Below are 26,997 nucleotides of genomic sequence, written 5' to 3'. Positions count from 1 at the left end.
TCCACACGAAAATTATCATGCTGCTGGAAGTTTGGGGCGCACTGGCTATTTTTATTGTCTGTCCTTTATTGGGTGGATTGCCGCTGATTGCTTGGATTACGTATGCAATCTCCAAAAAGCAACTAACTAAAGTTGGTACAGGTAACATCAGCGTCTCCGCAGCTTTCTATCACGGCGGTACATTTGCAGGCGTATTAGCAGTAATGTCAGAAGCTTTTAAAGGCATTGCTGCTGTGTTGCTTGCCCGTACTTTCTTCCCTACAAATCCGACTTGGGAGATAATTGCCCTGATTGCCTTAATTATGGGTAGGTATTGGATTGGTAAAGGTGCAGGCGCAACTAATGCAGTTTGGGGCTATGCAGTCCACGATTGGCGGATTGCAGCCTTATCGTTTTTGATTGGCGGGATTAGCTTTACAATTTTGCGGGAAAGAGAATTAGGTAGAATTGGCGTTTTAGTGATATTTCCGCTACTTACGGCATTATTACACGCTGACGAGCCAGGGCGAATTATGGCAGCGATCGCTCTTGCTGTATTACTTGGTTGGATTTACCAAAAAATACCAGACGATCTAGATTTAGCCGCAGTAGGTGGACAAACTCAGTCGCAAGCAATGTTTAAATTTTTTCAAGGTAGCAAAGCGATCGTCAGTTTAGATAACGAATTGCCAACAGAAAAATTCGGTCAAAAAGCTGCAACATTAGCGCAGTTAAAACGTTTGGGCTATCCCATTCCTCAAGGTTGGGTATTGCCTCCAGGAGACGATTGGCAAGCGCTAACAGAATTTTTGCAACCCACACCAGCCGAACCATTAGCAGTGCGTTCTTCAGCCGTTGGGGAAGATAGCGAATCTGCTTCAGCCGCAGGACAGTATGAAACAGTTTTAAATGTTAGTAGTAAAGCACAGTTAAATAGAGCGATCGCCCGCGTGATTGATTCCTACGATAATCCAGCAGCTATTGATTACCGCCGAGAAAAATCTATTGCTGAAGATGCAATGGCTGTTTTGATCCAAAAGCAAGTTAGAGGGGTATTTTCAGGCGTTGCTTTTAGCCGCGATCCCATTGCCCAGCAAGGCGATTGGGTAGTAATTGAAGCTTTACCTGGAGATGCAACGGCTGTAGTTTCAGGGCAAGTAACACCCCAACAGTATCGCGTATATAGCGATCGCATTGCCACTGGAGATAGTTGGCTATTGCCTGAAGGGTTAGAAATGCCAGTAGAGGGTGAAGGCGATGTTCCGCCAGCTTTAATTAGGCAAGTTGCTTTTTTGGCAAGACATTTAGAGAACTACTATCACGGCATTCCTCAAGATATTGAATGGAGCTATGATGGTCAAACTTTGTGGCTGTTGCAGTCTCGCCCGATTACTACGCTGCTACCTATTTGGACGCGCAAGATAGCATCAGAGGTGATACCAGGGGCAATTCGTCCCTTAACTTGGTCGATCAATCGTCCTTTGACGTGTGGCGTTTGGGGTGATATTTTTACAGTTGTTTTGGGTGCAAGGGCTAGTGGGTTAGATTTCGAGCAAACAGCAACTTTGCACTATGCTTACGCTTATTTTAATGCTTCTTTGTTAGGGCAAATTTTTCGGCGCATGGGTCTACCACCGGAAAGTTTGGAGTTTCTGACTAGGGGAGCTAAGTTTAGTAAGCCGCCTTTGCAGTCTACTTTGCAAAATGTGCCAGGGTTATTGCGGCTGTTGGGGCGGGAATTAAGGTTAAAGCAAGATTTTGAGCGCGATTATCGGCTGCATTTTGCTCCTGCTTTGTCTCGGTTGGATCGGGAAGATAAAATGTCTGCCCAGGAGTTGCTAGCACAGGTGGATGAGATTTTGGGGTTGCTAAAAAAGGCTACTTATTACAGTATTTTGGCTCCTTTGAGTGCGGCTTTACGGCAAGCTGTGTTTCGGGTAAAGGATGAGGATTTAGATAATAGCTTGACTCCAGAGGTGGCGGCTATTCGGGCGATCGCATCTTTAGCGCAAGAGGCGCGGGGGTTGGGGCGCGGTTTGCAGGATGAGGAGATTTTACGGCGGTTTGATGAGTTGGTGGAGCGGTATGGCTATCTTAGTGCGGTGGGGACTGATATTGCTGTTCCTGCTTGGCGGGAGGAACCCCAGGTGGTACGGGAGTTGTTTTTGCGGCTGGGGAGTGGGGAAAACGAACCGCCTTCACGAAGTGTAGCGATAGCGTTTAGTCGCCAAGTACGCCCAGGAAGGAGGAAAGGAGGGGTTGTTCAGGGGCGTTTGGATTTGAAGGGGAGAGTGACTGAAGTTTATAGTCGTTTGTTAGCTTTGCTTAGGTGGCGGTTTGTGGCTTTGGAGAGGTTGTGGCTGGAGTTGGGTTGGTTAGTGGAAGTTGGGGATATCTTTTTTTTGGAGGAGGGAGAGGTTCGGAAGGTTGTTGGGGGTGGTGATGGGCGCGGTTTGCAAGAGTTGGTGGCTAGTAGGCGATCGCAATTTATGCAATATAGCAACATAGAATCTATACCCCCCTTAATCTATGGTAATTCTCCCCCTGCTTCCCCTGCTTCCCCTGCTTCCCCTGCCTCCCCTGCCTCCCAATTACAAGGGATCGGCGCAAGTCCTGGGCAAGTTGAGGGACATATTTTAATAGTGCGGAGTCTGCAAGGGGTGGGGGAAGTTAATCGCGAAACGATTTTGGTTGTGCCTTATACTGATTCTGGTTGGTCGCCGCTTTTGGCTTTGGCTGGCGGGTTGATTGCTGAGGTAGGCGGACGGCTCTCTCATGGAGCTATTGTTGCCCGCGAATATGGTATTCCTGCTGTGATGGATGTGCATAATGCTACTCAGATTTTTAAAGATGGTCAGCGCGTTCGGATTGATGGGCGGTTAGGTACTGTGGACTTGTTATAAGACGGTTTGCGATCGCACAATCTATTTGCTTTTGACCTTCTTGACTGTTTCCAGGGGATAATTACTATTACTTTCCTTGTTGGCTCGCACCAGTTGCGGGGACTAATTTATTATGAGTCGCCGAGCATTACTTTTAGTCAATCGTCATTCCCGTCACGGACAACAGGCTGTGTCTGATGCTATTGAGCAGTTGAAAAAACTAGGCTTGGAGTTGATGGAGGAGTCCACTGAAGATCCTATGCATCTACCTGAACTTATTCGCCGCTATCGTCAGCAGGTCGATTTGATAATTGTGGGCGGTGGTGATGGTACTCTTAATGCTGCGGTAGATGGTATTGTCGATACGCAGTTGCCTTTAGGGATTTTACCTTTGGGTACGGCTAACGATCTCGCGCGAACTTTGGGTATCCCAACTTCTCTGGCTGATGCTTGTCAAGTTATTGCCACTGGTCAAGTTAAGCAAATCGATCTAGGCTGGGTCAATGGCAAGCATTTCTTTAATGTTGCAAGTCTTGGTCTGAGCGTGCAAATTACCCAAAAGCTAACTAAGGAAGCTAAACGCCGTTGGGGTATTTTTGCTTATGCGGCAACTGCTATTCAAGTTATTTGGCAAACTCGTCCTTTTAGTGCGGAAATTCGTCTCAATGATGAGGTTATCCATGTGAAAACTGTACAGATTGCTGTGGGTAATGGTCGCTATTATGGTGGCGGGATGGCTGTAACTCACGATGCGACAATTGATGACCAAAGACTCGATTTGTATAGCCTGGAATTGCGCCACTGGTGGCAAATGTTACCGTTAATTCCGACAATGCGCCAAGGCAGACATACCGAACTACGTAGCGTCCGCTCTTTGCACGGTCGGGAATTTGAAGTTAGCACTCGCAAGCATCGCCCAATTAATACTGACGGCGAAATTACAACTTATACTCCTGCCCGTTTCCGCGTTGTTCCCCATGCTATTACTGTCTTAGTACCAGCAGAAACAGATCTAAGTAACTTTACTTAATCTTTTTTGATATAAGTTAAGCTTGAAGGTAGCGATTGCTTTCCCTACCTATGCATTTACGATTTTCCCATGACATCAAATCTTTGCTAGAAAAGTTGGCAAATCAACCTCTGTCTTTGGGAGATATTTTGGCGCAAACGTCAGAGCGAGGGTTTAGTTTAGTTATTTGTTTGCTAGTTTTACCTTTTTTGTTTCCCATGCCGCCAGGATTAACGGGTCCTCTAGGTACAGCTTGTATAATATTAGCGTTGCAAATGGCTTTGGGCAGGCGATCGCCTTGGCTACCGAAAAGAATAGCTAAGTTCAAGTTCCCCCGCTGGTTTGTGCTGCAACTACTACAAAATCTGCGGCGGGTGACTCGGTTAGTAGAAAAAATTACTCGCCCGCGCTTGTCTCATATTGCTAAAAGTCGTTATGCTTGGCGCTTGAATGGGGCGTGTATTGCTTGGCTATCAGTGCTGCTAATTTCGCCAATTCCTTTTACCAATCCGATTCCGACTGTAGGAATTTTGTTATTGGCGATCGCTAATCTAGAAGCTGATGGCTTACTAATGTGCATTAGCTACGTGCTTACAGGTTTAATTACTTTATTTTTTGGCTTTATCCTCTACGCCCTGTGGCTTGCGCCAGGATTGCTACCCAATTTATTCGTTTAGAATAGATGCCGCTCTGCTACTTTCCAGTAACGCGAAAAGCGTTTGAGATCGATATAGCCGTCATACTCAAAAAATGGCTCTAAACTTAGCACTTCTACAGGTAAAGAGCTTTCAATTTCAGTGCAAATAGCAGCAAATCTAGGACTAACGCTTTCTACCGTGACAACAGCATCGGCGTTATGTTCTTGGGCAAATGAGACAACTTCCTTAGCGACATTTCCTCGGCGAATAGTTACAGGCAACTCTAACAGACATTCGTAGATAAAAGTAATGCGCTTGAGACTTAGCTGCCATTGGTCAATTAAAGCATCATCCCAAACCCAAATAGCTGGAGTATCTGGATAATTTTTCAGCGCAGGGTTATATGGACTTAAGCAATCTCCATGCACCCAGACAATCGGACTCATGCAATTTTACCTCCGAGACTTTTTGGATTTTTGATAGCGATCGCCTCCACCGTTACGATGAAACTCAGCTTTGGGAAATAGTTTTTCTGCCAATTCTTCATAACTGCCTTCAAAGTCACAATGCCCGTACAAAGGACATTGACGGCAATATACGCCTTCTGTATAACGTTCTAAGTTCTCGCGGTTAAAATAATAAGGCTTTTGACTAAAGGTGCTAGCTACCCATTGCCAAGACATATTATTACTAGCTGGATCTCCGTCTAATAGATGTTCTAAAAACCACTTTGCCCCTACTTGCCAGCGAATTTTACGCCAGTGAATCATGTACGCAGCTAGCCACATTCGCCCGTGATTGTGCAAGTAGCCTGTTTCTTGTAAGTCACGACTGAAGCTATCAATGCAAACTCGCTCAGTTGTCCCCAATTTAATATCTTCTGGTAGGATTTGCGCGTAATCTTGGGCAGAATAACCTGTTTTGTAAGGTTCGTTGTCTTGCCAAATATCATCGCCTAACTTGGCATACAGCCGTTGCCAATAATCGCGCCAAGCTAATTCATTGACAATTTTTGTTGCTTCATCAGGATTCTGCACCCGATTCATAACGTATTGGCGAATTTCAGCTAGACTTAGCACTCCATAGCGGATATATGGCGATAGCCGAGTTACAGCACCAGTAAAAAAATTACGCGATTTAGCATAGCGTTCGGGATCGACCTTATGCAAAGCTGTTTCGGCGGCTTGACGACCCCCTGGTATGGCGCTAATAGCATCGCTGCGTTCAGCAGCATCGGGAAATTGTGCTTTGAGATAGGCAACCAGTTCGCCCTGACTTTTAAAGTTACGTTTTAGGTTATCACTCATACTTCAATTCTAAATCTTCACACTAAGATCGGTAATTTCTACGGGAAAGAAAAATGACTAGGTAAATTACTTTTGATTTATCTACCCTAATTGTCTAGTATTTATAAACTTATGAGTCATTCGCCCTTATTTGGCAACCTTGCCCGCGCTATGCGGATCGCCCAGTTCTGCGATAGAAATAATATTTCAACTAGCCAAGGAATGGAACAAATAGCTGCTGTGGAGTCGCGCATAGCTAGGTGGCGCCTTAGTAGGCGCGAGTTTTTGGCTTTATCGGCAGTTAGTACCTTGGGTGCAGTAGCGGGAAATTGGGATAAAGCGATCGCAGCACCACCGATTAAATCGGATGTAAAAGTAGGCATAGTGGGCGCAGGACTGGCAGGGCTTGTCTGCGGTAACGAACTAAAGAAAAATGGTATTGTGGCGACTCTCTACGATGCTAGCAATCGTGTTGGCGGTCGTTGCTTTTCAATGGGTGGTTCTTTTGGCGGACCTGTTAATTTTCCCAACCAAGTTGTCGAAAGAGGTGGCGAGTTTATCGATAACCTCCATAAAACTATGCTCGGCTTGGCACAGCAATTTGGACTAACGCTAGAAGATGTAGAAAAGCAACCAGGAGAAGTTTTTTACTATTTCAACGGACAACGCTACCCAGAATCAGTCGTTGTTGATGAGTACCGCAATCTTGTTGCTGCTATGCGTGCGGACTTACTCAAACTTTCGAGTGCGCCTACAGCCGATAATCACACCAGTGCTGATGTGGCATTGGATAATATCAGCCTTCTAGAGTATTTAGAAACGCGTCAAGCAGGAAGTGTAGTCAAAGCAGCAATTAGCGCGGCTTACATGGCAGAATACGGTTTGGAGTTGTACGAGCAAAGCTGCCTAAACTTCCTTTTATTTATCCATGCAGACAAAAGATCCAAGTTTAAGCCTTTTGGCGTGTTTAGCGACGAACGCTATCACATTGTTGAAGGCAATGAGAAAATCGCTCAAGGCTTGGCAAGCCAACTTCCAGGGCAAATTAATTTGGGTATGCGTCTAGTTAAAGTCCGCAAAAATGCAAGCTCTCGCATCGAACTAACGTTTGCTAATGGTGCAAAAACAACTAGCGTAGCTTATGACGCTGTAGTATTAGCAATCCCATTTACAGTTTTGCGTCAAGTTGAATTGGATACAAATTTAGAACTACCCGTATGGAAACGGCAGGCAATTTCTCAACTGGGCTACGGTACTAACGCCAAAATGATGTTAGGTTTCAATCGCCGTCCTTGGGTAGATTTGGGCAGCAATGGCTCATCTTACTCGAATCTCCTCAACCATCAAAGTACGTGGGAAAGCAACCCAACTAAAGCGACGAGTACCAATGCAGTGCTAACAGACTACTCTAGCGGTAAGCGCGGCGCACTGCTTAACCCTAGTAAAGTTCAACAAGAAGCCACACGCTTTCTGGGCGATTTAGAACTTGTTTATCCAGGTGCAAAAGCAGCAGCGACACGAAATGGAGATAGCTTGCGCGTGCATTTAGAACAGTGGACTTCTAAAGAGCAGACTTTAGGCAGCTACACTTGCTACAAGCCAGGGCAATTTACAAGTATTGCTGGTAATGAAGGTAAGCCAGTAGGAAATTTGCACTTTGCTGGCGAACACGCTAACTCTTTTTATGAATGGCAAGGATTTATGGAAGGTGCGGCGCTATCTGGAATGCAAGCTGCTAGCGAAATTTTGCAGGATCTCAAGCCGCAAGACAGTAATTCCTAATTACGAATTACGAATTACGAATTAATTTGCTCAGGGCGATCGCATCTTCTCTAACAGATAATTAGCCTTGCAAGCACAGCGCAGGTAAAATAGTTAAGCCTGCGCGAGCAGGTATATTGACATCTATAAAACTATATGTCTGAGCCACCAACATTGCTCTACGAAGGTAAAGCAAAAATTATCTACCCCACCGCAGATCCAGACATTTTACTCGCTCACTTCAAAGACGACGCTACCGCATTTAATGCCCAAAAACGCGGCAGCATTGTCGGTAAAGGCGAAATTAATTGCACGATTTCGCGATCGCTATTTCAATATCTCGAACAAAGGGGCATTCCTACCCATTTTATCGATTGCCCCCAACCCAACCAAATGCGAGTACGGGCAGTAAAAATTTTCCCCTTAGAAGTAGTCGTCAGGAACATTGCGGCTGGGAGTCTCTGTCAACAGACAGGATTACCTCTTGGCACAGTGCTAAAACAACCTTTGGTAGAGTTTTACTACAAAAACGACGCACTAGGAGATCCATTGCTAACACGCGATCGCCTATTACTAATGGAATTAGCTACAGCAGCCCAAGTTGACCAATTACAGCAGCAAGCATTGCAAATCGATCGCTATCTGGAGGAATTTTTCCAAAACTGCGGCTTGACCCTAGTAGACTTCAAATTAGAATTTGGCTTAGATGCCCAAGGACAGTTACTCTTAGCTGATGAAATTAGCCCCGATACCTGTCGCCTTTGGGACAATGCCGATACAGACCCCAAAAACCGGATTATGGATAAAGACCGCTTCCGGCAAGACTTAGGCAATGTTGAAAATGCTTACCAACAAGTTTTAAAACGAGTTTTGGCTCAAGCCGCTACTATTAATAATTAAGAAAATATAAGGAGTATATAAAAATTTATTTCATACTTCTGACCGATGTCCGGTAACTTAGGAGCAGGAAATAGTGCGAGGAGCGCTGTTAAAACAGTGACCAGTGACCAGTGACCAGTGACCAGTTAAAGATTCATTCCTTGGGAAATTATCCCCAACTTCTAAAGGACACTTGTTTTGGTAGGTTTCCCCTGCCAAACAACTTGTCTGGTAAAGTTGTAGGTTTTGGTTGGGGTAAAACATCCCCCTCCAAAAACTGGTCACTGGTAACTGACAAACTGGTCGCTGTTAACGTTGCTCTAGCTTAATTTTTGGTGTGTGGAAACGAACGAGAACATAAATAAAATGCCTAACTCCCATCAACGGGTGCAATACCTGCGCCCCATACATAATGCTTTGTGGCTAGTCTTGGCGCTTGTAGCTCCTTTGAGCTTAGTCCCGGCAACTGCTAGCGAACAGCCGCAATCTGCTCAAAAAACTCAATATAGAACGCCCGTCAACGCGCTGTCTAATTTGAGCGGAAATCTCCCAAATCCGCGCGTCAAAGCTGAGAAAACTTCAAATAACGTAGTTGTAGATACATTACCCGCACCGTTATCGATCGCCCAGCAAACACCACGATCGACTACGCCCAATCAATCAACAACTGATACCAATCCCCCAGCAGATGTCCCGACACCAATAACGCCAGCGCCAGGAACAGAAGGCATACCCCAACAAGAAACGCCCAATCAACTAGAGTTTGATGTCACTCCAGATAGCCAAACTCCCAATATTGACAATAACGCCCAACCAGCAGCGCCAGCGCCAACAACACCAGCGCCAACAACCCCAGCAACACCAGCGCCAGAAGGAACCCAACCAGAAGCAGACTCAGAAACATCTCCAGAAGTATTAGTAGGAGAAGTTTTTGTGAGAAGCCAAGAAGGCGAACTTTCTCAAGAACTAGAAAACGAAGTTTACGGGGCGATCAAAACTCGACCTGGTAGCACCGCCACTAGAGAACAATTGCAAGAAGATATCAATGCTGTGTTTGCTACTGGCTTTTTTGCTAACGTCCGCGCCGAACCTGAAGATACACCGTTAGGCGTACGGGTGACGTTCCTCGTCCAACCCAACCCAATTCTACGCGCTGTGCGAGTGCAGGCAAATCCAGGGACAGATATTCCCTCCGTACTACCAGAAAAAGTAGTAAATGACATATTCAAAAGCCAGTATGGCAGCATCCTCAACCTGCGTCGCTTTCAAGAAAGCATCAAACAGTTAAATAAGTGGTATCAAGACAACGGCTATGTCTTAGCGCAGGTGACAGAAGCACCCCAAGTATCCCCAGATGGCACAGTTACTTTAACCGTACCTGAAGGAGTAGTAGAAAATATTCAAGTTAGCTTCCGCAACAGCGAAGGCGAAGCCACCGACGACGAAGGGCGACCGATTAAAGGACGCACCCGCGAATTTATCATTACCCGCGAACTAGAGTTAAAACCAGGACAGATATTCAACCGCAACACTGTCCAAAGAGACTTACAACGAGTCTATGGATTAGGTTTGTTTGAAGATGTCAACGTTTCCCTTAACCCAGGTCAAGACCCGCGTAAAGTAGTTGTAGTTGTTAACGTTGACGAGCGCAATAGCGGTTCAATAGGTGCAGGCGCGGGGATCAGTTCGGCGAGCGGGTTGTTCGGTAGTTTGAGCTATCAAGAGCAAAACCTAGGCGGCAATAACCAAGATTTGGGCGCAGAATTTCAAATCGGTCAGCGGGAATTATTATTTGACCTGCGCTTTACCGATCCTTGGATCGGTGGCGATCCTTATCGGACTTCTTACACCGTCAACGCGTTTAGACGGCGTTCGATTTCGCTGATTTTTGATGGCGGCGAAAACGATATTGAACTGCCAAATGGCGATCGCCCCCGCGTCTTAAGACTCGGCGGCGGAGTCAACTTTACCCGTCCTTTGTCCAAAGATCCGTTACGCAAGTCAGAATGGACAGCCTCGGCGGGATTAGAGTATCAGCGCGTGTCGATCCGCGATTCTGATGGCGAAATTAGCCCTCAAGACGAACTTGGCAACGATCTAAGTTTTAGTGGCGATGGGACAGACGACTTACTTACCTTACAAGTAGGTGCAGTACGCGATCGCCGTAACGATGCTGTGCGACCTACTAGCGGCTCTTTAGTTAGGTTTGGAGTCGAGCAATCAGTGCCGATCGGATCGGGCAACATTTTACTCAATCGCGTGCGCGGTAGCTATAGCCAATACTTACCCGTCAACTTTACTAACTTCAACGACGGACCGGAAACTCTAGCTTTCAATATCCAAGCGGGGACGGTACTCGGCGATTTGCCACCTTATGAAGCCTTCTTGCTGGGCGGTAGCAACTCGGTGCGTGGCTATGATGAAGGAGACTTAGGATCTGGTAGGAGTTTTCTGCAAGCAACGGCAGAATATCGCTTCCCTGTATTCTCAATTGTCGGCGGCGCTTTATTTTTTGATGTCGGTACGGATTTAGGTACGGGCGACAACGTACCAGGAAATCCTGCTGGCGTAAGAGGTAAATCGGGTAGCGGTTTTGGTTACGGTGTAGGTGTGCGGGTGCAATCGCCACTAGGACCAATTCGGATTGACTACGGCTTTACCGACGAAGGCGATAGCCGCTTGCACTTTGGCATTGGCGAACGATTCTAAATCGGGATGAAGGCACAGAACATGAAGGCTGAAGTAAACAAAAGCGAGTCTTTAACAAGCGATCGCCTTACCCTGGCATCGGAATTCAGCTTGTCGGGAGTAGGACTGCACAGCGGCGCAGCAACAACAGTCAAGGTGCTGCCTGCCTCCGCCGGAGGTGGGCGCTACTTTGTCCGCGTAGACTTACCCCAGCAGCCGATTATTCCCGCAAAAGTTGAGGCAGTGACGGCAACAGTGCTATCGACGCAACTAAGTTGTGGCGATGCTTACGTGCGGACGGTAGAACATCTCCTTGCTGCCTTAGCTGGGATGGGCGTTGATGATGCCAGAATCGAAATTGATGGTGCAGAAGCACCGTTATTAGATGGTTCGGCAGCTTTGTGGGTAGAAGCGATTTCTCAAGTTGGGGTTGCCTCTCAATCTTTGCCCCTAGAGCGCCTGCACGCGCCTCTAACCCAGCCTATATGGATTTATGAGGGTGATACCTTTGTTGCCGCCGTACCTGCCCCAGAAACGCGCTACAGCTACGGCATCGACTTCGACCTAAGCGCAATTGGCAACCAGTGGTATAGCTGGTCGCCTACGGGAGAAGGGGATTTTGCTTTAGAAATTGCCCCAGCGCGGACATTTGGACTTGCCCATCAAATTGAATACTTGCGCCAACAAGGTTTAATTAAAGGTGGAACGTTAGATAATGCTTTGGTATGCGATCGCACAGGTTGGCTAAATCCACCTTTGCGATTTGCAAATGAACCAGTACGTCATAAAATTTTAGACTTAGTGGGAGATTTGAGCTTGGTGCAAAATTTACCTACTGCTCATTTCATCGCCTACAAAGCTAGTCATAACCTGCACGTTCAACTTGCCCAACAGCTAGAGCAAAACATGAAGGCTGAAGTGTAAATTTCACCTTTAACCTTTACCCTCTTGAGAAACCTGCCCATGTCAACCTTGACTGACGTTAACTTACCAGAAGAATCTACTAGCCATATTGCTGCCGATCCTGCTAGTCCCACAACAGCCAAAACAGTGTTGACAGTAGAGGAAATTCAAGCACTACTACCTCATCGCTACCCTTTTTCCTTGGTAGACCGAATTATTGAATACGTACCAGGACAGCGTGCTGTTGGCATCAAAAACGTTACCTTCAACGAGCCTCATTTTCAAGGGCATTTTCCAGGTAGACCAATCATGCCTGGAGTATTAATTGTCGAAGCAATGGCGCAAGTCGGTGGCGTAGTGCTAAAGCAACTGCCAGAAATGGCAGGTGGATTATTTTTATTTGCAGGGATAGATAAAGTCAGGTTCCGCCGCCCAGTTGTACCAGGCGATCGCTTGGTGATGACTGTGGAACTGTTGTGCGTCAAGCGTCGTCGTTTCGGTAAAATGCAAGCCAAAGCTGAGGTAGACGGTCAGCTAGTCAGCGAAGGGGAATTAATGTTTTCCCTCATAGATTAAACTTGCACGCATTATTTTAACCGCTATTGGCTGCCTGCTGTTGGAGGCGTATTATTTGAAGACCCTAGTTCATCCCACTGCTGTAATTCATCCCGACGCAGAACTGCACCCCACTGTGCAGGTTGGTCCCTATGCGGTTATTGGCGAAAATGTCAAAGTTGGGGCGCAAACGATTATCGGCGCTCATGTGGTGCTAGAAGGACCAACGGAAATCGGCGAAAGAAACCATATCTTTCCTGGAGCTTCCATCGGTCAAGAACCGCAAGATCTTAAGTACAATGGCGCTTTAAGCTGGGTAAAAATTGGTAATGGCAATCGCATCCGCGAATACGTCACGATCAACCGCGCTACAAATGCAGGCGAAGCAACAGTAATTGGCGACAATAACTTGTTAATGGCTTATACCCATGTAGCTCATAATTGCGTAATTGAAAATTCTGTAGTTATTGCCAACGCAGTAGCGCTAGCAGGTCACGTCCACATCGAGTCTAGAGTAACAATTGGTGGAGTTTTAGGCGTTCATCAATTCGTGCATATAGGTAGACTTGCAATGGTAGGTGGTATGAGTCGAATTGACCGCGATGTACCGCCCTATACGTTGGTAGAAGGTAGCCCAGGAAGAGTACGCAGTCTCAACCTTGTCGGTCTAAAACGTGCTGGTATAGCTGACTTAGACAAAGGACAAGTTATGCAGACTCTCAAAAAAGCTTTTCGCAGTCTATATCGGTCTGGTTTATCAGTTAATGCTGCATTAGAGCAACTGGAATTGCTGCCAGATAACGAACACTTGCAGCACCTACAACGATTTTTACAATTATCGCAGATGGAAGGGCGACGCGGTTTAATTCCTGGTCGGAGCAGACGCAAAACTGATGATTGATGAATTAAAATCGCAATTGCCTAGTCCGCAGCCAACAAGCGATCGCTCTTTGATTAGAGTCTTTATCAGTACGGGTGAAGTATCGGGCGATTTGCAAGGTGCTTTATTAGTTACCGCCCTTTATCGTCAAGCTGCCCGTATGGGGTTAAAGTTAGAAATTGTCGCTCTAGGCGGCGCTCAAATGGCAGAAGCCGGAGCAACTTTAATCGGCGATACTGCAAGTATTGGCGCAATGGGAGCTTTGGAACTAATCCCATTTATTTTGCCCACCTTTCGCCTGCAAAAACAAGCGATCGCATCTCTAAAGCAACAGCCGCCAGATTTGGTTGTATTAATTGACTACATGGGGTCAAATCTAAAAATTGGTACGTATCTCTACAAGCAACTGCCGCAAGTACCAATTGCCTACTACATTGCGCCGCAAGTGTGGGTATGGTCGCCAAATCCAACCGATGCAACTAGAATCGTGGAAATAACAGATAAGTTACTAGCAATTTTTCCCGCAGAAGCACGTTATTTTCAACAACGAGGCGCAAAAGTTAGTTGGGTAGGACATCCTTTAGTAGATAAACTGCAAAATGCCCCTAGTAAAGCAGCAGCAAGATCGATTTTAAATATTCCTCCAGAACAAACGGCGATCGCTCTTATTCCTGCTTCTCGCCGTCAAGAGTTGAAATACCTTTTGCCACCGATGTTTGCAGCCGCTAAACAAATTCAAGCGCAATTACCCAACGTCCATTTTTGGATTCCCTTAGCTTTAGAAACTTATAGGGCGCAGATAGAAAAAGAAATCGCCCGTTACAGCTTAAACGCAACCATCGTATCAGGGCAAACCATAGAAGCGATCGCAGCTAGCGATTTAGCTATTACTAAATCCGGTACAGTTAATTTAGAAATTGCCTTATTAAACGTGCCGCAGGTAGTAATTTACCGCGTTAGCCGTTTAACTTTTGCCTTAGCGCAACTATTTAAATTTTCTATTCCCTTCATGTCGCCGCCGAACTTGGTAGAAATGAAGCCAATTGTGCCAGAGTTATTACAAGATTTGGCAACGCCGGAAAATATTGTCAAAGAATCATTAGAATTGCTGCAAAATCCCCAACGTCGCCAAGAAACAATAGATGCTTACGCTCAAATGCGAGTATCGTTAGGAGAAGTGGGCGTATGCGATCGCGCTGCCCAAGAAATTTTGCAATTACTTGAGGTTGAAAGTAAGGAGTAGGGGATAAGGGGGACTACAGGGGGATCGCCTACTTATGCTGGGAAACTCGTCCGCGCAAGTATCCTTACCTACCCGTCGCCCTGTAGCGGTAGATTTATTTGCTGGCGCGGGTGGTTTTTCGTTAGGCATGGAACAAGCTGGATTTGACGTATTAGTAGCTGTAGAAAGCGATCCAGTCCACGCGGCTGTATATAAGTTCAATTTCCCTTTAACTGAGGTTTTATGTACCAGCGTCAGCAATTTAACTGGGGAAGCAATTAAACAAGCAGCATATAAGGGCTGGAAGCATCACCATCCATATTCTAGACCTTGGAACCAGGAAATTGATTTAGTATTTGGCGGACCGCCTTGCCAGGGTTTTTCGATTATGGGCAAACGCTTAATTGATGACGATCGCAACAGCCTAATTTTAGAATTTTGCCGCTTAGTCATCGATTTAAATCCCCGTTACTTTGTGATGGAAAACGTACCAGGGATGGCAGCAGGAAAGCATATTACTTGGTTGCACAAACTCAAAAACAAGTTTAAACAACATGGTTATCACGGTAGGGCGCAAATTTTAAATGCCGCCGATTTTGGTATCCCACAAAAACGCAAACGCTTATTTTTCTGTGGTGCACAAGCTGGGATGAAAGTTTATTTTCCCCAACCTTTGGCGCAAAATTTAGTTACTGTAGCTGATGCGATCGCCGATTTACCCGATTTAGATAGTTTTGTAGAACTAAAAACTACTGATGAGGTGTTATTAAGTAAAGAGCTATTAGGGCAATTAGAGCAAAAAACTAGCACTTATGCCAAATTTCTGCGCTCTATACCTGCTAAGAATAACTTTGCTTATCCTCGTTTGTGGAATCCGCAATTATTGACAAGTTCCATGCAAACCCAACATACTGAAAACTCAATAGCGCGGTTTGCAGCAACATTAGCCAATCAAAGAGAACCAATTAGCCATTTGCGGCGGTTAGATTTACATGGATTAAGCCATACATTACGCGCAGGAACGGGAAGCGATCGCGGTAGCTACACGTCACCACGTCCAATTCATCCAATTTTACCGAGAGTAATTTCTGTTAGAGAAGCCGCCAGACTGCATTCTTTCCCAGATTGGTTTCGCTTCCATCAAACAAAGTGGCATGGATTTAGACAAGTAGGCAATGCCGTTCCGCCATTACTTGCTCAAGCAATTGGCAAAAAAATCATCGCTGCTTTAGGCATTACCCCCATTGTGCCAGGAATAACATTAGCACCAGGCGATCGCCAACTATTAAGCTGGGAACCATCTCAAGCCTTTAACTATTGGTTGCAAAATTGCGATCGCCAAGAGGAAGTATAAGCATTTCCTCTTTGACCGACTCAAGGATTTTAAGATTTAGAAGAGAATATACTAGCGATCGCTTTAACTGTTCAAAATTCAAGATTTGATATCATTAAATGGTGTCACAGTAAGACATCATTGTTATGGAAGAAAGAGAATCTTTAACAGTTCGTTTGCCTGTGAGATTGCTTACTCAGGTGAAGTTGTATAAGGCACAAAATGAGTCTTTGAACGATTTGGCGATCGCAGCACCAGAGCGAGAAGTAAGCCACCGCAAGGGATTAGCAGCGTATCAGCGCATTATTGATAGACGAGAGAAAATCAAACAAAAGACAGACACTCAACTAAGTTCTGTAAACTTGATTCGCCAACTTAGGGCAGATGATTTATAGGATAAGTAGATTTCTAAGGCTATATACAAGTTTTTAAATTTAGTACCTAGTTTGCTTTATATAATGTCTATACTATTTTGTATATACACTATATGGAGTTTGAATGGGACGAAGAAAAAAACACAGCCAACCAAAGAAAGCATCAAATTAGTTTTGAAGAGGCTACCGAAGTCTTTTGCTACCCAACACATGAAACAGTTGATTCTCGATTAGAGTATGGGGAAGAAAGGTTCATTGTAATTGGTAGAAACAGTAAGATGCTAATTTTGACAGTTGTTTACACTGAGAGAGAAGCAAGAATCAGGATAATCTCAGCGCGTAGAGCTAACAAACAAGAGGAGCGATTGTACTATGAATACTGTACGCAAACATATTGACGAAATACCTCCGATGAGTGAGGAAAGAGCAGAAGAACTCAAGTCAATGTCTGATGAAGATATTGATTATTCTGATATTCCGCCTCTAGATGAAGAGTTTTTTAAAAAGGCTAAACTGGTGCAGCGTAAACCAAAAACAGCACAAATTAGTATCAGGATTGATACAGAAGTGCTGGAATGGTTTAGAAATCACGCTACTGAAAAAGGTTATCAAACTTTAATTAATGATGTATTGAGAACTTACGTAACGCATCATTAATAATTTATCTTTTAAAAGCGATCGCACTACCTCGAAAATAAAAGTGCGATCGCGTTTACAGTACAAAAGTAGCGATTTATATTTTATACACACCCGATCGCTTACTCAGGAGGTTAACAAATGTCAGTAACAATAGAACAGGACTTAAAGGAAATTTTAGGGAAAATTGACCAAAAGTTAGAGGGAATACAAAAAGATATAGTCGATTTAAAAATAGGACAAACAGAGATTAAAGGAGAATTCAAAACTTTGAGTGAAAGAATTAATGGAATAGACGAACGGGTAAAAAACAAGGACTTCATAAGCAGAGGAATCTCGATCGGATTGATTTTAGCAATTCTTGGTGGCTTGGCTAAGTTATTTAATTTTGTAGGCAATTCGTAAGCTACAGTAATTCAGTATCATTCACATTTAGTAAAGGCAAGTATGAATTAACTGCGATCGCCTTTGTTATTTTAGATGTAGAAAGTGCAATGTATTCCCTTCAAAATTCGTGAGTATTTAATCATCTAATAAATAAGTTCAATACTATTAACTTTATTCGCCGTCTACTGTAAAAGCAACTGTTTAAAGACTAATTGCAATTTTGCTTTGTAGCCTATTTAAAATTTATATTATTAATATCTCTAAGAATAGTCAGCTAGAACTATTTATTAGTTAGAGAAATCAATTATTTGCTATATACAACAGTTAAAAATACAGTTGCTATGCCGATTAAGAAGCCAAAAATAGAGCCAGCAGATCCTCCTGCTAAAACACACATACAAATAAAAGGAGATAAGAGAAAGATTACTAACACAACTTTATGTTCCTTAGAAATATGAGAAGATTGATTTGTATGAGAATGACCAGTGGAAGGAGAAGCTAATTGCTTTGAAGTTTGATTCAGTGATATTGAAGATGACGTATTTTGAGTTGCTGTTAATGGAGTTGTTGTAGCTTGCCTCTGGGCTAGTATGTGCTGTTTTTGGTTTGTTAGTCTTGTTGATGAAGTTGTTGTATTTGTAACTGGTGTAGTAGTACCAGGAACAGAAGGAAAAATGTCAACACTAAGTTTTACTGACCTTTCGCACCAGTAGCACTTACTATAGTTCCGGCTGTAGTGATGACTGTCTACCTTTCCACAAATCGTCAAATCGTTAACTGCAACTTGTAAGGCATTGTGCCAATCTTCCGCAGTCGGGCGTAGTTTGGGCGATGCGTGTCCGTCATTAAAACATTTAAGAAAAAGTCGCTTAATTTCTGGATGAATAACGTCAAGCGGAATTGTATTTTGACTAGGGCGAATTAGACTACTGTTACCGCCGTACCACAAGCCTTTGCGGATGAGTTCAGTTTGATCTGGCGATTCACCCACACCCGTCCACTCTCCAGAAAAAGGATGGTAGCCAAATAGTAAGTAGTGAATCAACACCGCTAGGCGAAAACGATCGCACACTTCACTTTGATCGGTAACAGCAAAATCTTTGCCTAGCAATTCCACAGGTGTAAAACCATCGGAACCTACAGTACAGCGATATACTTTCCCTGACTTGCGATCGCATACTTGAAAAGAATCAGTATCAATCACCGCAACCAAAGCGCGATCGTTTACCAAGATATTCTGCGGCTTGATATCGCCCAAAACATAGCCTTTCTCATGAATTGCCTGAATAATCCAAGCAGTATTTAAGGCGGTGATGTGCAGGTAATACCAATTGAAACCAGGAGCATTCCGTTTACGCAATCTGGGGTTATAAATACTTGGTAGTTCTCGACTACTGCGAACTGCTGGCATCAAAAAGCCGACACAATTACCACTCCCGTCTTGCAGCAAATCTTGGGGAAAAGCAATCGAAACATGATTTTTTCCCGCCATCGGATCTACTGGCGGATTTGCCAGCATCGCTTTTAGCTTCTCGATTCTCTCAGGAGTTGGGTTATGATAAATCTTCGCTAAAATGCCGCTAAAATTGGTTTCCCAAACTTCGCCTTCACCGCTACTAGCAATTTTATTGCCCAAAGAAACCGTTTGGCGATCGCTAGCGCGAGTGAGAATTGTCATCATAGCAGCACAAAAGTAAGGTTTTATCGTCGTCAGTACGGGCATTTAACCTGTCAGAGTTAAGAAAACTCATTAAATATGCGTCTTCCTGTTCTGGATTGCTAGTTTCTTGCAAATATTCTTCTAATGGTTGGAAGAAAGGAGCAAACGGTGTAAAGTCACTCATGCGAATTGCTACTCTTTCTAGCCCATCAGTTGCCGCAAAAATATACTCTGGCTTGCCTTTGCGAACTTCTACCCGCATCGCTTGCAAGGCATTAGCTGAAGTGACAAAAGTTGTCTCGTTGATGTATTCCCCCTTATCTGGCGGAAACAGCAATTGATGGGCTTCTTGCTGACAGCGTACGGTAATAAATCCATCGCCAATTTGCATCGCCGCCACCCAATTTGGAGTCGCGATAAATACCAGCAACGTACAAGCTAAGTCCTCAAATAAGTAACCTGCGCTTGCTGCTTGCATTTTCAAAGCATCAATTACCTTTGTAGTCGTCTTAGTAAAAATTTTGCTAGCTTGTTCTTCTGATAGCGGTTGCGGTTGAAGCTGCCAAAAGCGTTTGTGCTTCTGCAACCATGCTTCTATACCTGTTAGGTATGCCAATGCTTTCTCGACGGCTAATTTAGCCCCAGTTTCGGCGTATTTTGCACTACCTGCGCCATCAGCTACAGCCCCAATAAGGACGTTATTTAAAACTTTGTAGCCACCGTAGTCTTGACAGGGCATTTGATGTTTGATATGACTTGTTCCTACCGTAGAACGGGCGATCGCTTTCCACTGCATAAATTTCCGTTCCTTATGTAGCAATTTGACCCCAACCTACGGGCGGCAATGCAATCATTGTTCCCCCGACTTGGCTGCTAGATACTCGTTTCATCGAAGTTGAGAGCCAATGAAACATCTCTCTAAATTTCAGCCCATCCAATACGACAGGCGGGCGTTCTGGCAAGGCAATTTGTCTGAGGGTATTCATATCCGCCCCCTTAACGCCGACAGCAAAGAACAATAGCCGACGCTGTGCTTCAGCTTGTCTGATTTGTTGGGCGGCGTTGTACCACCTATCAGTAGGCGCTCCGTCGGTAATTAAGAACATCCAAGGGCGATAATACTGAATGCCGTTATTTTTATAAGTTACTTTGCGTCTTTCTAGTAAGTCCAAAGCATACTCAATCGCCTCTCCCATCGGAGTTCCACCATCGGCAAATAATCTCGGCGACGTAAAATTGTCAATCGTGACAAAATCTTGCGCCAACTGCACAGGACCAAAAGTTACTAGCGCTACTTCTACTCGTAAAGAAGCAACTTCGTCTAGATAAACATCCTCTTTAAATGCTGCCAATCCTGCATTCAAAGCATTAATTGGTTCACCAGACATCGAACCAGATGTATCGCACAGCAAAATTACTGGACAACGCGGTTCTGGGTTGTCTACAAATTCAGGCAATCCTATAGGCATCCTATATGCTCCTTACGTAACTCATGCTTAGGATGCCCATGTCAAGCTGCAAAATCGCATTTGGGTGTAAATTGCGATCGCCTGCAACGTTCCTTTTTAGCTGCACTACACTGCAAAAAGTGCTATACTTGCAAAGTGCAAGGGCATGTAGCTCAGTGGATAGAGCATTAGATTCCGGTTCTAAGTTGGCGGGGGTTCGAGTCCCTCCATGCTCGTTTTAGTCTTAATCTCGATTAATTACCTATTAAACTATTGTTTGCGTTCGGGTAAATTTGTACCAACGTGCGATCGCATTCCATCTTCTATTACCTGAGTTAATATTCACTCCTCAGTTTCTTGGAAGCTTTGAACTATCCTTGACAACTCGCTTTTCTCATCAATAGTAATCCGCGTTGGCGAACCGCTAATAATACCTTCGTAGTTGCGGAAAGAATCAGTAATTTCGGGACCTGCGGCGCTAATTGTGTACTCGCGTATACCTTTATCGTGCCAAGAACCGCGCATCTTAAATACGTTAATTGCCCGCGACATTTCCCCGCGAATTTCTACATATTGCAGCATTAATATCGTATCTGTAATTGTCGAAATATGAGAATCGGTAATTGAATTTGACCCCATAAATTGATCGGATGTATTAGTAAAAAATCCGGTAATTTCTTCTTGTTTGGCATAACCCGTTACACCAATTACAAATTGACGAAAGGCGTTATTACTTACTCCCCGCGCCAAAGCAGAAAGCGAATCTATCGCTATTCTTGATGGCTTAAATTCAGCAATTTCTGACTTAATAATTTGCAAATGATCTTCTAATCCCGCCGATTCTGGATAAGCACAAATAATTTTTAGTAAGCCTTTGCGTTCCAATTCTTCAAAATCAATTCCCCAGGAAAAAGCATTGCGGGATAATTGAGCGCGGGATTCCTCGTAAGCAAATAATATCGCGCGATCGCTATTGACACAAGCATTTTGCAAAAACTTACTTACCAGTAGCGTTTTACCCGTCCCTGTTGCACCTGTTGCTAAAATAATTGAATCTTTAAAAAATCCTCCACCACACATTTTATCTAACGTCTCCACTCCTGAAGATACTCGCACGTTAGAAGACCTTTGTGTTAATTGCATTGCTCCTAATGGAAATATATTAAAGCCATCATTTGTCAGCGTAAAAGGATACTCGCCTTTCATGTGTGTAGAACCGCGCAACTTAAGAATTTCTATCGTTCGGCGGCGACGTTCTCCTTCTAACACGTTGCGGACAATTGTTACATTATCAGAAACAAATTCTTCTACCCCAAATCGCGCTACTGGTCCGTATTCCTCTGTTCTTTCTGTTGTCATAATTGTAGTTACGCCAATTTGCTTTAGACGCGCTACCAAGCGAAAAATCTCTCTTCTAACAACTGATACTGCTTCATATTGCTGAAATAAAGCTGTAATTGAGTCTATAGAAACTCGTTTGGCTTTATATTTGACAATTGCATAGTGCAAGCGTTCAATTAATGCTGAAAGATCGAAACTGCCAACAACTTCATGTCCTTCTGGGTCTGGAGAAGCATCTAAAATAAATAGCTTTCCTTGGTCAATTAAACTTTGTAAATCCCAGCCAAAACTACTAGCATTTTTGATAATATCGCTAGGCGATTCTTCAAAAGTAACAAATACACCTGGTTCGTCGAAGTGAGTTATGCCATTGTAGAGGAATTGCACCGAAAACAAAGTTTTTCCCGTACCAGAAGTACCGCTAACTAATGTTGCTCTACCAATTGGCAACCCGCCATGACTGATATCGTCAAAGCCTTCAATCATTGTGCGAATTTTATCCACACCCTTATTACTAAATAATTTTGTTGAAAATATTTGTTTGTCTTTTTTCATTTTTCAATTACTAAATTTTTTATAATTTAAATATGTCTTCAATTTTTTATAAAATTCTTCCAATCTCGATCTATAATTCCTCGTCTTTGATTTCGTCATAGAGTAAATCTAAACCAATTAACACCTTTTCTCTGTCGGAAAGATCGCCAATTACTTTACGAACTGGCGGTGGTAAAATTTTCGATAAAGTTGGTGTAGCTAAAATTTTGTCATCTTCTGCTAATTGAGGATTTTTTAATACATCTATCACTTTAAGCGTATAAATACCTTGAAACTCTTGTTCTAAAATATCTTTTAACGTTTTTAAGGCTCTAATTGAGTTAGATGTATTGCCCGCTACGTAAAGCTTAAGAATGTATGCTTTTTTATAGGTGTTCATATCTTATTAAATTACACTAATTTATTTTAAACGTGAGAATGTTTTGATATCTTCCGCCGATACATCTCGCAAAGGTGAGCTAAAATATCAATCAATGTTAAACGGTAATCTAGCAAAACTTCATCGCTTCTACCTTCTATTTTTAACTGCTTAGAAAATTCATCTATCAAATCCATGTGAATTTGAATCACCTGCGGAACTGGAATATTACTGTAAAAAACTTTGTCTGTAAAATTTTCTATAGGTTTAATGTTCGGATGAGAGAAATAGTTTAAAACGATCGCCCGATAGTCAGTTTTTAAATCCTGAATAAAAGTAGCTTGTTTTTGGGCGGACATTTGCTGAAATAATATTGTTTCATCATTCATCTGGATGGAAAATTTTTGCTATTAGTTTTGCAATGTCTACTTGTAGAACAATAAACTTTTACATATCATTTATCCTAGTTTTGGTATATTTAGAAGTGGAGCAAATTTTAACTGCTTATTGCTGTCAATATAAATTATTAAGTAATAATTTAGGTATACGCATAGGAATAAATTGATATTCTTGAAATTAGACGTGAAAATTGCAGTTAAATGCTGATTTTAGAGAGCAGTTAAATTGTGGAATAAGCTAAAAAGCTCGGCTTAAATAAATAGAGAAAAATAGTCAGATCCAAAGAGCAACTTAAAAGCAAAAGATTACGAGCGATAAGTTCAAGTAGTATTAATAAAATATATCTAGAAAAAAATATTTATTTTACTCCTTAAAATTAAGATACATTAAAGGTAGCGCGACCATTATGGCATTGTAATTCATTATAATTCTTTAATGCTCATCTTCCAGTTGAGCAGTCATAATTAGTAGTTAGTATGGCTATGATGGAAAGTCGTACTTTAATACCTTCAAGGTGTTGAGTTGCAATCAAAACAGTAGGTACAGATAAGCTTGCATACTCCAGAGGGTGAAGTACAAGTAGTACAAAGCTACAAACTGAAGTGCAATTATACTCCCGTCCACGCTCTACGGCGCTGCATCGTAAGTTAATGCCAAATTCCATGCTGAGAGATTTTATCGCGCTCGTACCCTATTGCGAACAGACAACTCAGATAGCCGTAGTATTAGAAATATTAGCGCAGAGAAAGAGCGATCGCTTAGTAATAGTAAGCAATCGGCAACACCCTCTAGGGCTACTATATCCCGCTCGGTTGCTATCTTACTTGCTCGAAGACCGCACCGACAGCAAACTGCAACTACCGCTATCAGCACTTGCAGAAGTGCCAAACCTGATAGAACCGTTAAAAACACTGCCTGCTGATTGGAGCTTAGAGCAATTTAAATTGTACCTTGGGCAAGAGCAACTACAAAATGCCACAGACAGCGAACGAGCATTAGTAGACAATTTAGGTAGATTTGTCGGGCTATTGGATAGCCAGCGCCTACTACAGTATTGGGTATTAACTCAACAACAGCAACTCAGCGATCGCCAAGTATTAAATGCCCTACTAGAAATACTAGATAAATTACCATTACCCTTAGTATTGCAGAGTAATACAGGTAAAACGATCTTTGAAAATTCAGCTTGGCAAGAAAACTTTAGCTTGTGGCAAGATACAGAAGCAGTCAAGCAAGAAATAGCAGAACTATTAAATACCCCAACCATCTCGCAACCAGAAACACTATCTACAGCCAATGTCTACCACGAACCGCAGAGCGAACAAAACTTAGAGAGATTGTACCAAACAGACACGCCAAGCGATCGCCTAGAACAAAACCCGCCGGAAACAGCACTACCACAAGGTAGCCGCTGTCAGCTTACTGGCAAACCAGGGACTTGCGTGTGTATATGTCCTACCTCTGGAGGACAAGAAAAAGTATGGGAATTTGAGAAAATTCCGCTGTCTAATGACTTAGAATCGAGCGATCGCCAGCAATCGTGGCATAAAGATTTATGGTTGTTAGTAGCGACAGATATTAGCGAACAACAGCAATTAGCCTCAGAACTAGCAGCCAAGAACGCAGACTTAATTCAACTAAACCGCCTCAAAGATGAATTTCTAGCCTGTATCAGCCACGAACTAAAAACCCCGATTACTGCTGTGATGGGTTTGTCCACCTTATTAAAAGATCGAGCGCTAGGAGAGTTAAACGAACGCCAAGCACGATATGCCAAACTGATTCATCAAAGCGGTCGTCATTTGATGGCAGTAGTCAACGATATATTAGACTTGACCCGCATGGAGACGGGACAACTCAAGCTAACATTAGAACCAGTGCAAATTAGGATAGTATGCGATCGCGCTCTTGAGCAAGCAAAAGCAATGCAGCCCAAAACTAGCACCTCAGAAGATACAGAAGATAGTAGCGATCGCCGCTTTAACCTGACAATTGCCCCAGAATTAGACCTATTAATAGCCGATGAAATGCGTCTGCGGCAAATGCTAGTCAACCTATTAAGCAACGCCTTTAAATTTACAGACCCTGGCGGCGAAGTTGGCTTGCAAGTAAGCCGATGGGAAGGCTGGATTGCATTTACAGTTTGGGACACAGGTATTGGCATTGCTGACGCGCAGCAACACTTAATTTTCCAAAAATTTCAACAACTAGAAAACCCTTTAACTCGCCAGTTTGAAGGCACAGGATTGGGACTTGTGCTAACAAGGGCGCTAGCGCGATTGCATGGTGGAGATGTGACTTTCATATCTCAACAAGGTCAAGGCAGCACATTTACATTACTTTTGCCCCCCAGTCCGCCGCAACCAACAGTTGCAGAGAATGGAGATGCGACAAATAATCTGTCTACTTTGCACCAAAAGCGATCGCTACCTACTCATACTTATTCATCGCTTTTACCGACACCACCATCTCCACCTACACCTCATACTCTTAAAGGGCTACCTGATTCATCCTCTAACTTTCAACTGCACTGCAATCACTTAGTATTGGTAGTAGAAGCAGCGCCTAAATTTATTGAAGCTTTAAGCACGCAACTAACTGGTTTCGGCTACCGAGTTGTCGTCGCGCGGACGGGAACAGAAGCACTAGAAAAAGCACGAAGAGTGCAACCAGGATTTATATTTCTCAATCCTTTATTACCCATGCTTTCAGGTTGGGACGTACTAACGCTATTAAAATCAGATGCAGCAACTAGCCAAGTACCTGTAATTATCACCGCAACACGAGCAGAAAAGGAACAAGCATTATTAAATCGAGCAGATGATTTCTTGAGCTTGCCAATTCAAAATAGCAGCTTGCAACAAGTTTTAGAGCGTTATTGCGCTTTATTACCTGTATTTGTACCAGGAGATAATATTTCGCCAATTCCCCGCCGAGATTTATTGACTGTTTTATGGTTAGTTACTCCATTTCAGTCTTCACTGCTCAATTTATATGCTTCTAAGCTGCATTATCGAGTTTTAGAAGCAGACGATTTAGAACAAGCAGAATTACTCGCCCGTTTGTGGCAACCAGACGTAGTTGTATTAGATGGTTCGCTTTCCGATCCCCTAGCTTATTTACAACAACTGCGCCAGTACCGCAGATTGCCTAACTTACCTCTGGTAACTTTAGATCCAGAAATTACTCAAGCAGCGACGCAAGTACCAGAACTTTCTATCTTTCCTTGTCCGCTATTAGAATCAGATTCATCCTTAGATACGTTGGTAACAGTTCTCCAAACTGCTGCGGGTATCAGGTGGAAGCCTAACTTGTCAGTAGTAGATTTGGCGACTTTAGCAGATTTACCAGAACTAGATAATCAAAAGTTAGAAACTGACGGCGCTTTACAGATGTCAAAAAATGAGTGGTTTCAAGCCTTAATTCAATATTTGCACAGCGCTGGCTTCAAAAGCACCCTCGGTCGCTCTTGGCTAGAACTAATACAACAAATTCGTTCTCACAGCATCGATCTACTAATAATTAGTTGGGGAAATTTTCCTGTAAATGCCCAAGCAATAGAAGCAGTTAGAGTTTTGAGCCAGCAAGACAAAATGCCACCAATTTTAGTCATAGATCGGCGATCAAGCCCAAAAAAGCCGAAAAATAGCAGAGAATTAGCAAATATTTTAGATGCGATCGCTACCCGCATCCTGCCGCCTTCCGTCTCTATGGAAGAATTGTTAAACCACATCCATCAAGCATTGAAAAAAGAAGAATAGAGATGAAGAGACAAGGAAGAATGTAGAGATGCAGCACTGCTACATCTGACAACATCCGCCAAT

Annotated in this window: 24 protein-coding genes and 1 tRNA gene; 17 read left to right on the top strand and 8 right to left on the bottom strand. The window is 43.4% G+C overall.

Going from position 1 to position 26,997, the window contains the following annotated elements:
* Positions 1 to 17 precede the first annotated feature (17 nt).
* The 3 genes from UH38_RS18675 (at position 18) to UH38_RS18665 (ending at position 4,547) form a co-directional block, all read left to right on the top strand.
* Complete coding sequence (locus tag UH38_RS18675) at positions 18 to 2,882, top strand: glycerol-3-phosphate acyltransferase (RefSeq protein WP_082065437.1); 2,865 nt, start codon at positions 18 to 20, stop codon at positions 2,880 to 2,882.
* Positions 2,883 to 2,994: 112 nt separating this feature from the next.
* Positions 2,995 to 3,891: a lipid kinase gene (locus UH38_RS18670; protein WP_045056196.1), complete on the top strand. Its 897-nt coding sequence runs from the start codon at positions 2,995 to 2,997 to the stop codon at positions 3,889 to 3,891.
* A 50-nt stretch (positions 3,892 to 3,941) separates the two neighbouring features.
* Positions 3,942 to 4,547 (top strand): exopolysaccharide biosynthesis protein, encoded by a 606-nt coding sequence (locus UH38_RS18665; RefSeq protein WP_045056195.1) that lies wholly within the window; start codon positions 3,942 to 3,944, stop codon positions 4,545 to 4,547.
* Here UH38_RS18665 and UH38_RS18660 read toward each other — a convergent pair.
* On the bottom strand, positions 4,544 to 4,954 hold the full coding sequence (locus UH38_RS18660; RefSeq protein WP_045056194.1) for a DNA polymerase: 411 nt from the start codon (positions 4,952 to 4,954) through the stop codon (positions 4,544 to 4,546). The two genes, UH38_RS18665 and UH38_RS18660, sit on opposite strands and share 4 nt — an antisense overlap.
* 6 nt (positions 4,955 to 4,960) lie before the next feature.
* On the bottom strand, positions 4,961 to 5,815 hold the full coding sequence (locus UH38_RS18655; RefSeq protein WP_045056193.1) for an FAD-binding domain-containing protein: 855 nt from the start codon (positions 5,813 to 5,815) through the stop codon (positions 4,961 to 4,963).
* Between the two features lie 111 nt (positions 5,816 to 5,926).
* On the opposite strand from UH38_RS18655, the gene UH38_RS18650 reads away from it, so the two are divergent.
* From UH38_RS18650 to UH38_RS18595, 12 genes are all read left to right on the top strand, one after another.
* On the top strand, positions 5,927 to 7,576 hold the full coding sequence (locus UH38_RS18650) for a flavin monoamine oxidase family protein (RefSeq protein WP_045056192.1): 1,650 nt from the start codon (positions 5,927 to 5,929) through the stop codon (positions 7,574 to 7,576).
* A gap of 135 nt (positions 7,577 to 7,711) precedes the next feature.
* Positions 7,712 to 8,455, top strand: a complete 744-nt coding sequence (gene purC, locus UH38_RS18645; protein WP_045056191.1) for a phosphoribosylaminoimidazolesuccinocarboxamide synthase — start codon at positions 7,712 to 7,714, stop codon at positions 8,453 to 8,455.
* Between the two features lie 345 nt (positions 8,456 to 8,800).
* The gene (locus tag UH38_RS18640; RefSeq protein WP_082065436.1) at positions 8,801 to 11,143 is read left to right on the top strand and encodes a BamA/TamA family outer membrane protein; all 2,343 of its coding nucleotides are present in this window, start codon (positions 8,801 to 8,803) and stop codon (positions 11,141 to 11,143) included.
* A 21-nt stretch (positions 11,144 to 11,164) separates the two neighbouring features.
* Complete coding sequence (lpxC, locus tag UH38_RS18635) at positions 11,165 to 12,046, top strand: UDP-3-O-acyl-N-acetylglucosamine deacetylase (RefSeq protein ID WP_045056190.1); 882 nt, start codon at positions 11,165 to 11,167, stop codon at positions 12,044 to 12,046.
* Between the two features lie 39 nt (positions 12,047 to 12,085).
* Complete coding sequence (gene fabZ, locus UH38_RS18630) at positions 12,086 to 12,601, top strand: 3-hydroxyacyl-ACP dehydratase FabZ (RefSeq protein WP_045056189.1); 516 nt, start codon at positions 12,086 to 12,088, stop codon at positions 12,599 to 12,601.
* Between the two features lie 55 nt (positions 12,602 to 12,656).
* Positions 12,657 to 13,481, top strand: coding sequence for an acyl-ACP--UDP-N-acetylglucosamine O-acyltransferase (gene lpxA / locus UH38_RS18625; protein WP_045056188.1), 825 nt, complete (start codon positions 12,657 to 12,659; stop codon positions 13,479 to 13,481).
* Between the two features lie 52 nt (positions 13,482 to 13,533).
* Positions 13,534 to 14,703 carry a lipid-A-disaccharide synthase gene (lpxB, locus tag UH38_RS18620; protein ID WP_045056235.1) on the top strand — a complete coding sequence of 390 codons (1,170 nt, stop codon included), beginning with the start codon at positions 13,534 to 13,536 and terminating at the stop codon, positions 14,701 to 14,703.
* Between the two features lie 34 nt (positions 14,704 to 14,737).
* Positions 14,738 to 16,036 (top strand): DNA cytosine methyltransferase, encoded by a 1,299-nt coding sequence (locus UH38_RS18615; protein WP_045056187.1) that lies wholly within the window; start codon positions 14,738 to 14,740, stop codon positions 16,034 to 16,036.
* 125 nt (positions 16,037 to 16,161) lie between these two features.
* The gene (locus UH38_RS18610) at positions 16,162 to 16,410 is read left to right on the top strand and encodes a hypothetical protein (RefSeq protein WP_045056186.1); all 249 of its coding nucleotides are present in this window, start codon (positions 16,162 to 16,164) and stop codon (positions 16,408 to 16,410) included.
* A gap of 92 nt (positions 16,411 to 16,502) precedes the next feature.
* Complete coding sequence (locus UH38_RS18605) at positions 16,503 to 16,787, top strand: BrnT family toxin (RefSeq protein ID WP_045056185.1); 285 nt, start codon at positions 16,503 to 16,505, stop codon at positions 16,785 to 16,787.
* Positions 16,762 to 17,046 carry a BrnA antitoxin family protein gene (locus tag UH38_RS18600; RefSeq protein WP_045056184.1) on the top strand — a complete coding sequence of 95 codons (285 nt, stop codon included), beginning with the start codon at positions 16,762 to 16,764 and terminating at the stop codon, positions 17,044 to 17,046. Before UH38_RS18605 ends, UH38_RS18600 begins: the two co-directional genes overlap by 26 nt.
* Positions 17,047 to 17,166: 120 nt before the next feature.
* A complete protein-coding gene (locus UH38_RS18595) occupies positions 17,167 to 17,430 on the top strand; it encodes a hypothetical protein (RefSeq protein ID WP_045056183.1) in 264 nt (87 codons plus the stop codon).
* A gap of 286 nt (positions 17,431 to 17,716) precedes the next feature.
* Here the strand turns inward: UH38_RS18595 and UH38_RS18590 are convergent, their stop codons facing one another.
* Genes UH38_RS18590 through UH38_RS18580 form a run of 3 tightly spaced genes read right to left on the bottom strand, consistent with a single transcriptional unit; the run spans position 17,717 to position 20,541 of the window.
* Positions 17,717 to 19,093 (bottom strand): helix-hairpin-helix domain-containing protein, encoded by a 1,377-nt coding sequence (locus tag UH38_RS18590; RefSeq protein WP_160295994.1) that lies wholly within the window; start codon positions 19,091 to 19,093, stop codon positions 17,717 to 17,719.
* Positions 19,068 to 19,868, bottom strand: a complete 801-nt coding sequence (locus UH38_RS18585) for a PP2C family serine/threonine-protein phosphatase (RefSeq protein ID WP_045056182.1) — start codon at positions 19,866 to 19,868, stop codon at positions 19,068 to 19,070. The genes UH38_RS18590 and UH38_RS18585 overlap by 26 nt, the downstream gene beginning before the upstream one ends.
* 13 nt (positions 19,869 to 19,881) lie before the next feature.
* On the bottom strand, positions 19,882 to 20,541 hold the full coding sequence (locus UH38_RS18580) for a vWA domain-containing protein (protein ID WP_045056181.1): 660 nt from the start codon (positions 20,539 to 20,541) through the stop codon (positions 19,882 to 19,884).
* Between the two features lie 141 nt (positions 20,542 to 20,682).
* Here UH38_RS18580 and UH38_RS18575 point away from each other — a divergent pair.
* Positions 20,683 to 20,756 (top strand) — tRNA-Arg (locus UH38_RS18575).
* Between the two features lie 106 nt (positions 20,757 to 20,862).
* Here UH38_RS18575 and kaiC read toward each other — a convergent pair.
* The 3 genes from kaiC to UH38_RS18560 form a co-directional block, all read right to left on the bottom strand.
* Positions 20,863 to 22,416: a circadian clock protein KaiC gene (gene kaiC, locus UH38_RS18570; RefSeq protein ID WP_045056180.1), complete on the bottom strand. Its 1,554-nt coding sequence runs from the start codon at positions 22,414 to 22,416 to the stop codon at positions 20,863 to 20,865.
* A 70-nt stretch (positions 22,417 to 22,486) separates the two neighbouring features.
* Complete coding sequence (gene kaiB, locus UH38_RS18565; RefSeq protein WP_045056179.1) at positions 22,487 to 22,795, bottom strand: circadian clock protein KaiB; 309 nt, start codon at positions 22,793 to 22,795, stop codon at positions 22,487 to 22,489.
* 26 nt (positions 22,796 to 22,821) lie between these two features.
* Positions 22,822 to 23,163 (bottom strand): circadian clock protein KaiA, encoded by a 342-nt coding sequence (locus tag UH38_RS18560; RefSeq protein WP_072044948.1) that lies wholly within the window; start codon positions 23,161 to 23,163, stop codon positions 22,822 to 22,824.
* 672 nt (positions 23,164 to 23,835) lie between these two features.
* On the opposite strand from UH38_RS18560, the gene UH38_RS18555 reads away from it, so the two are divergent.
* Entirely contained in the window at positions 23,836 to 26,934 is a 3,099-nt protein-coding gene (locus UH38_RS18555) for an ATP-binding response regulator (protein WP_052672447.1), read from the top strand.
* Positions 26,935 to 26,997 lie beyond the last annotated feature (63 nt).

The organism is Aliterella atlantica CENA595, from assembly GCF_000952155.1.
In the GTDB taxonomy this organism is placed as follows: domain Bacteria; phylum Cyanobacteriota; class Cyanobacteriia; order Cyanobacteriales; family Chroococcidiopsidaceae; genus Aliterella; species Aliterella atlantica.
The sequence above is the reverse complement of the archived record's forward strand: the minus strand, read 5'-3'. Positions and strand labels throughout refer to the sequence as shown.

Coding starts and splice junctions, on each gene's coding strand:
- UH38_RS18600 (WP_045056184.1), top strand. CDS start 16,762: ATGAATACTGTACGCAAACATATTGACGAAATACCTCCGATGAGTGAG.
- UH38_RS18605 (WP_045056185.1), top strand. CDS start 16,503: ATGGAGTTTGAATGGGACGAAGAAAAAAACACAGCCAACCAAAGAAAG.
- UH38_RS18660 (WP_045056194.1), bottom strand. CDS start 4,954: ATGAGTCCGATTGTCTGGGTGCATGGAGATTGCTTAAGTCCATATAAC.
- fabZ (WP_045056189.1), top strand. CDS start 12,086: ATGTCAACCTTGACTGACGTTAACTTACCAGAAGAATCTACTAGCCAT.
- lpxC (WP_045056190.1), top strand. CDS start 11,165: ATGAAGGCTGAAGTAAACAAAAGCGAGTCTTTAACAAGCGATCGCCTT.
- UH38_RS18640 (WP_082065436.1), top strand. CDS start 8,801: ATGCCTAACTCCCATCAACGGGTGCAATACCTGCGCCCCATACATAAT.
- UH38_RS18665 (WP_045056195.1), top strand. CDS start 3,942: ATGCATTTACGATTTTCCCATGACATCAAATCTTTGCTAGAAAAGTTG.
- kaiC (WP_045056180.1), bottom strand. CDS start 22,416: ATGAAAAAAGACAAACAAATATTTTCAACAAAATTATTTAGTAATAAG.
- kaiB (WP_045056179.1), bottom strand. CDS start 22,795: ATGAACACCTATAAAAAAGCATACATTCTTAAGCTTTACGTAGCGGGC.
- UH38_RS18670 (WP_045056196.1), top strand. CDS start 2,995: ATGAGTCGCCGAGCATTACTTTTAGTCAATCGTCATTCCCGTCACGGA.
- UH38_RS18560 (WP_072044948.1), bottom strand. CDS start 23,163: ATGAATGATGAAACAATATTATTTCAGCAAATGTCCGCCCAAAAACAA.
- UH38_RS18650 (WP_045056192.1), top strand. CDS start 5,927: ATGAGTCATTCGCCCTTATTTGGCAACCTTGCCCGCGCTATGCGGATC.
- UH38_RS18590 (WP_160295994.1), bottom strand. CDS start 19,093: ATGATGACAATTCTCACTCGCGCTAGCGATCGCCAAACGGTTTCTTTG.
- UH38_RS18610 (WP_045056186.1), top strand. CDS start 16,162: ATGGAAGAAAGAGAATCTTTAACAGTTCGTTTGCCTGTGAGATTGCTT.
- UH38_RS18615 (WP_045056187.1), top strand. CDS start 14,738: ATGCTGGGAAACTCGTCCGCGCAAGTATCCTTACCTACCCGTCGCCCT.
- UH38_RS18585 (WP_045056182.1), bottom strand. CDS start 19,868: ATGCAGTGGAAAGCGATCGCCCGTTCTACGGTAGGAACAAGTCATATC.
- UH38_RS18655 (WP_045056193.1), bottom strand. CDS start 5,815: ATGAGTGATAACCTAAAACGTAACTTTAAAAGTCAGGGCGAACTGGTT.
- UH38_RS18555 (WP_052672447.1), top strand. CDS start 23,836: ATGCTGAGAGATTTTATCGCGCTCGTACCCTATTGCGAACAGACAACT.
- UH38_RS18675 (WP_082065437.1), top strand. CDS start 18: ATGCTGCTGGAAGTTTGGGGCGCACTGGCTATTTTTATTGTCTGTCCT.
- purC (WP_045056191.1), top strand. CDS start 7,712: ATGTCTGAGCCACCAACATTGCTCTACGAAGGTAAAGCAAAAATTATC.
- UH38_RS18580 (WP_045056181.1), bottom strand. CDS start 20,541: ATGCCTATAGGATTGCCTGAATTTGTAGACAACCCAGAACCGCGTTGT.
- UH38_RS18595 (WP_045056183.1), top strand. CDS start 17,167: ATGTCAGTAACAATAGAACAGGACTTAAAGGAAATTTTAGGGAAAATT.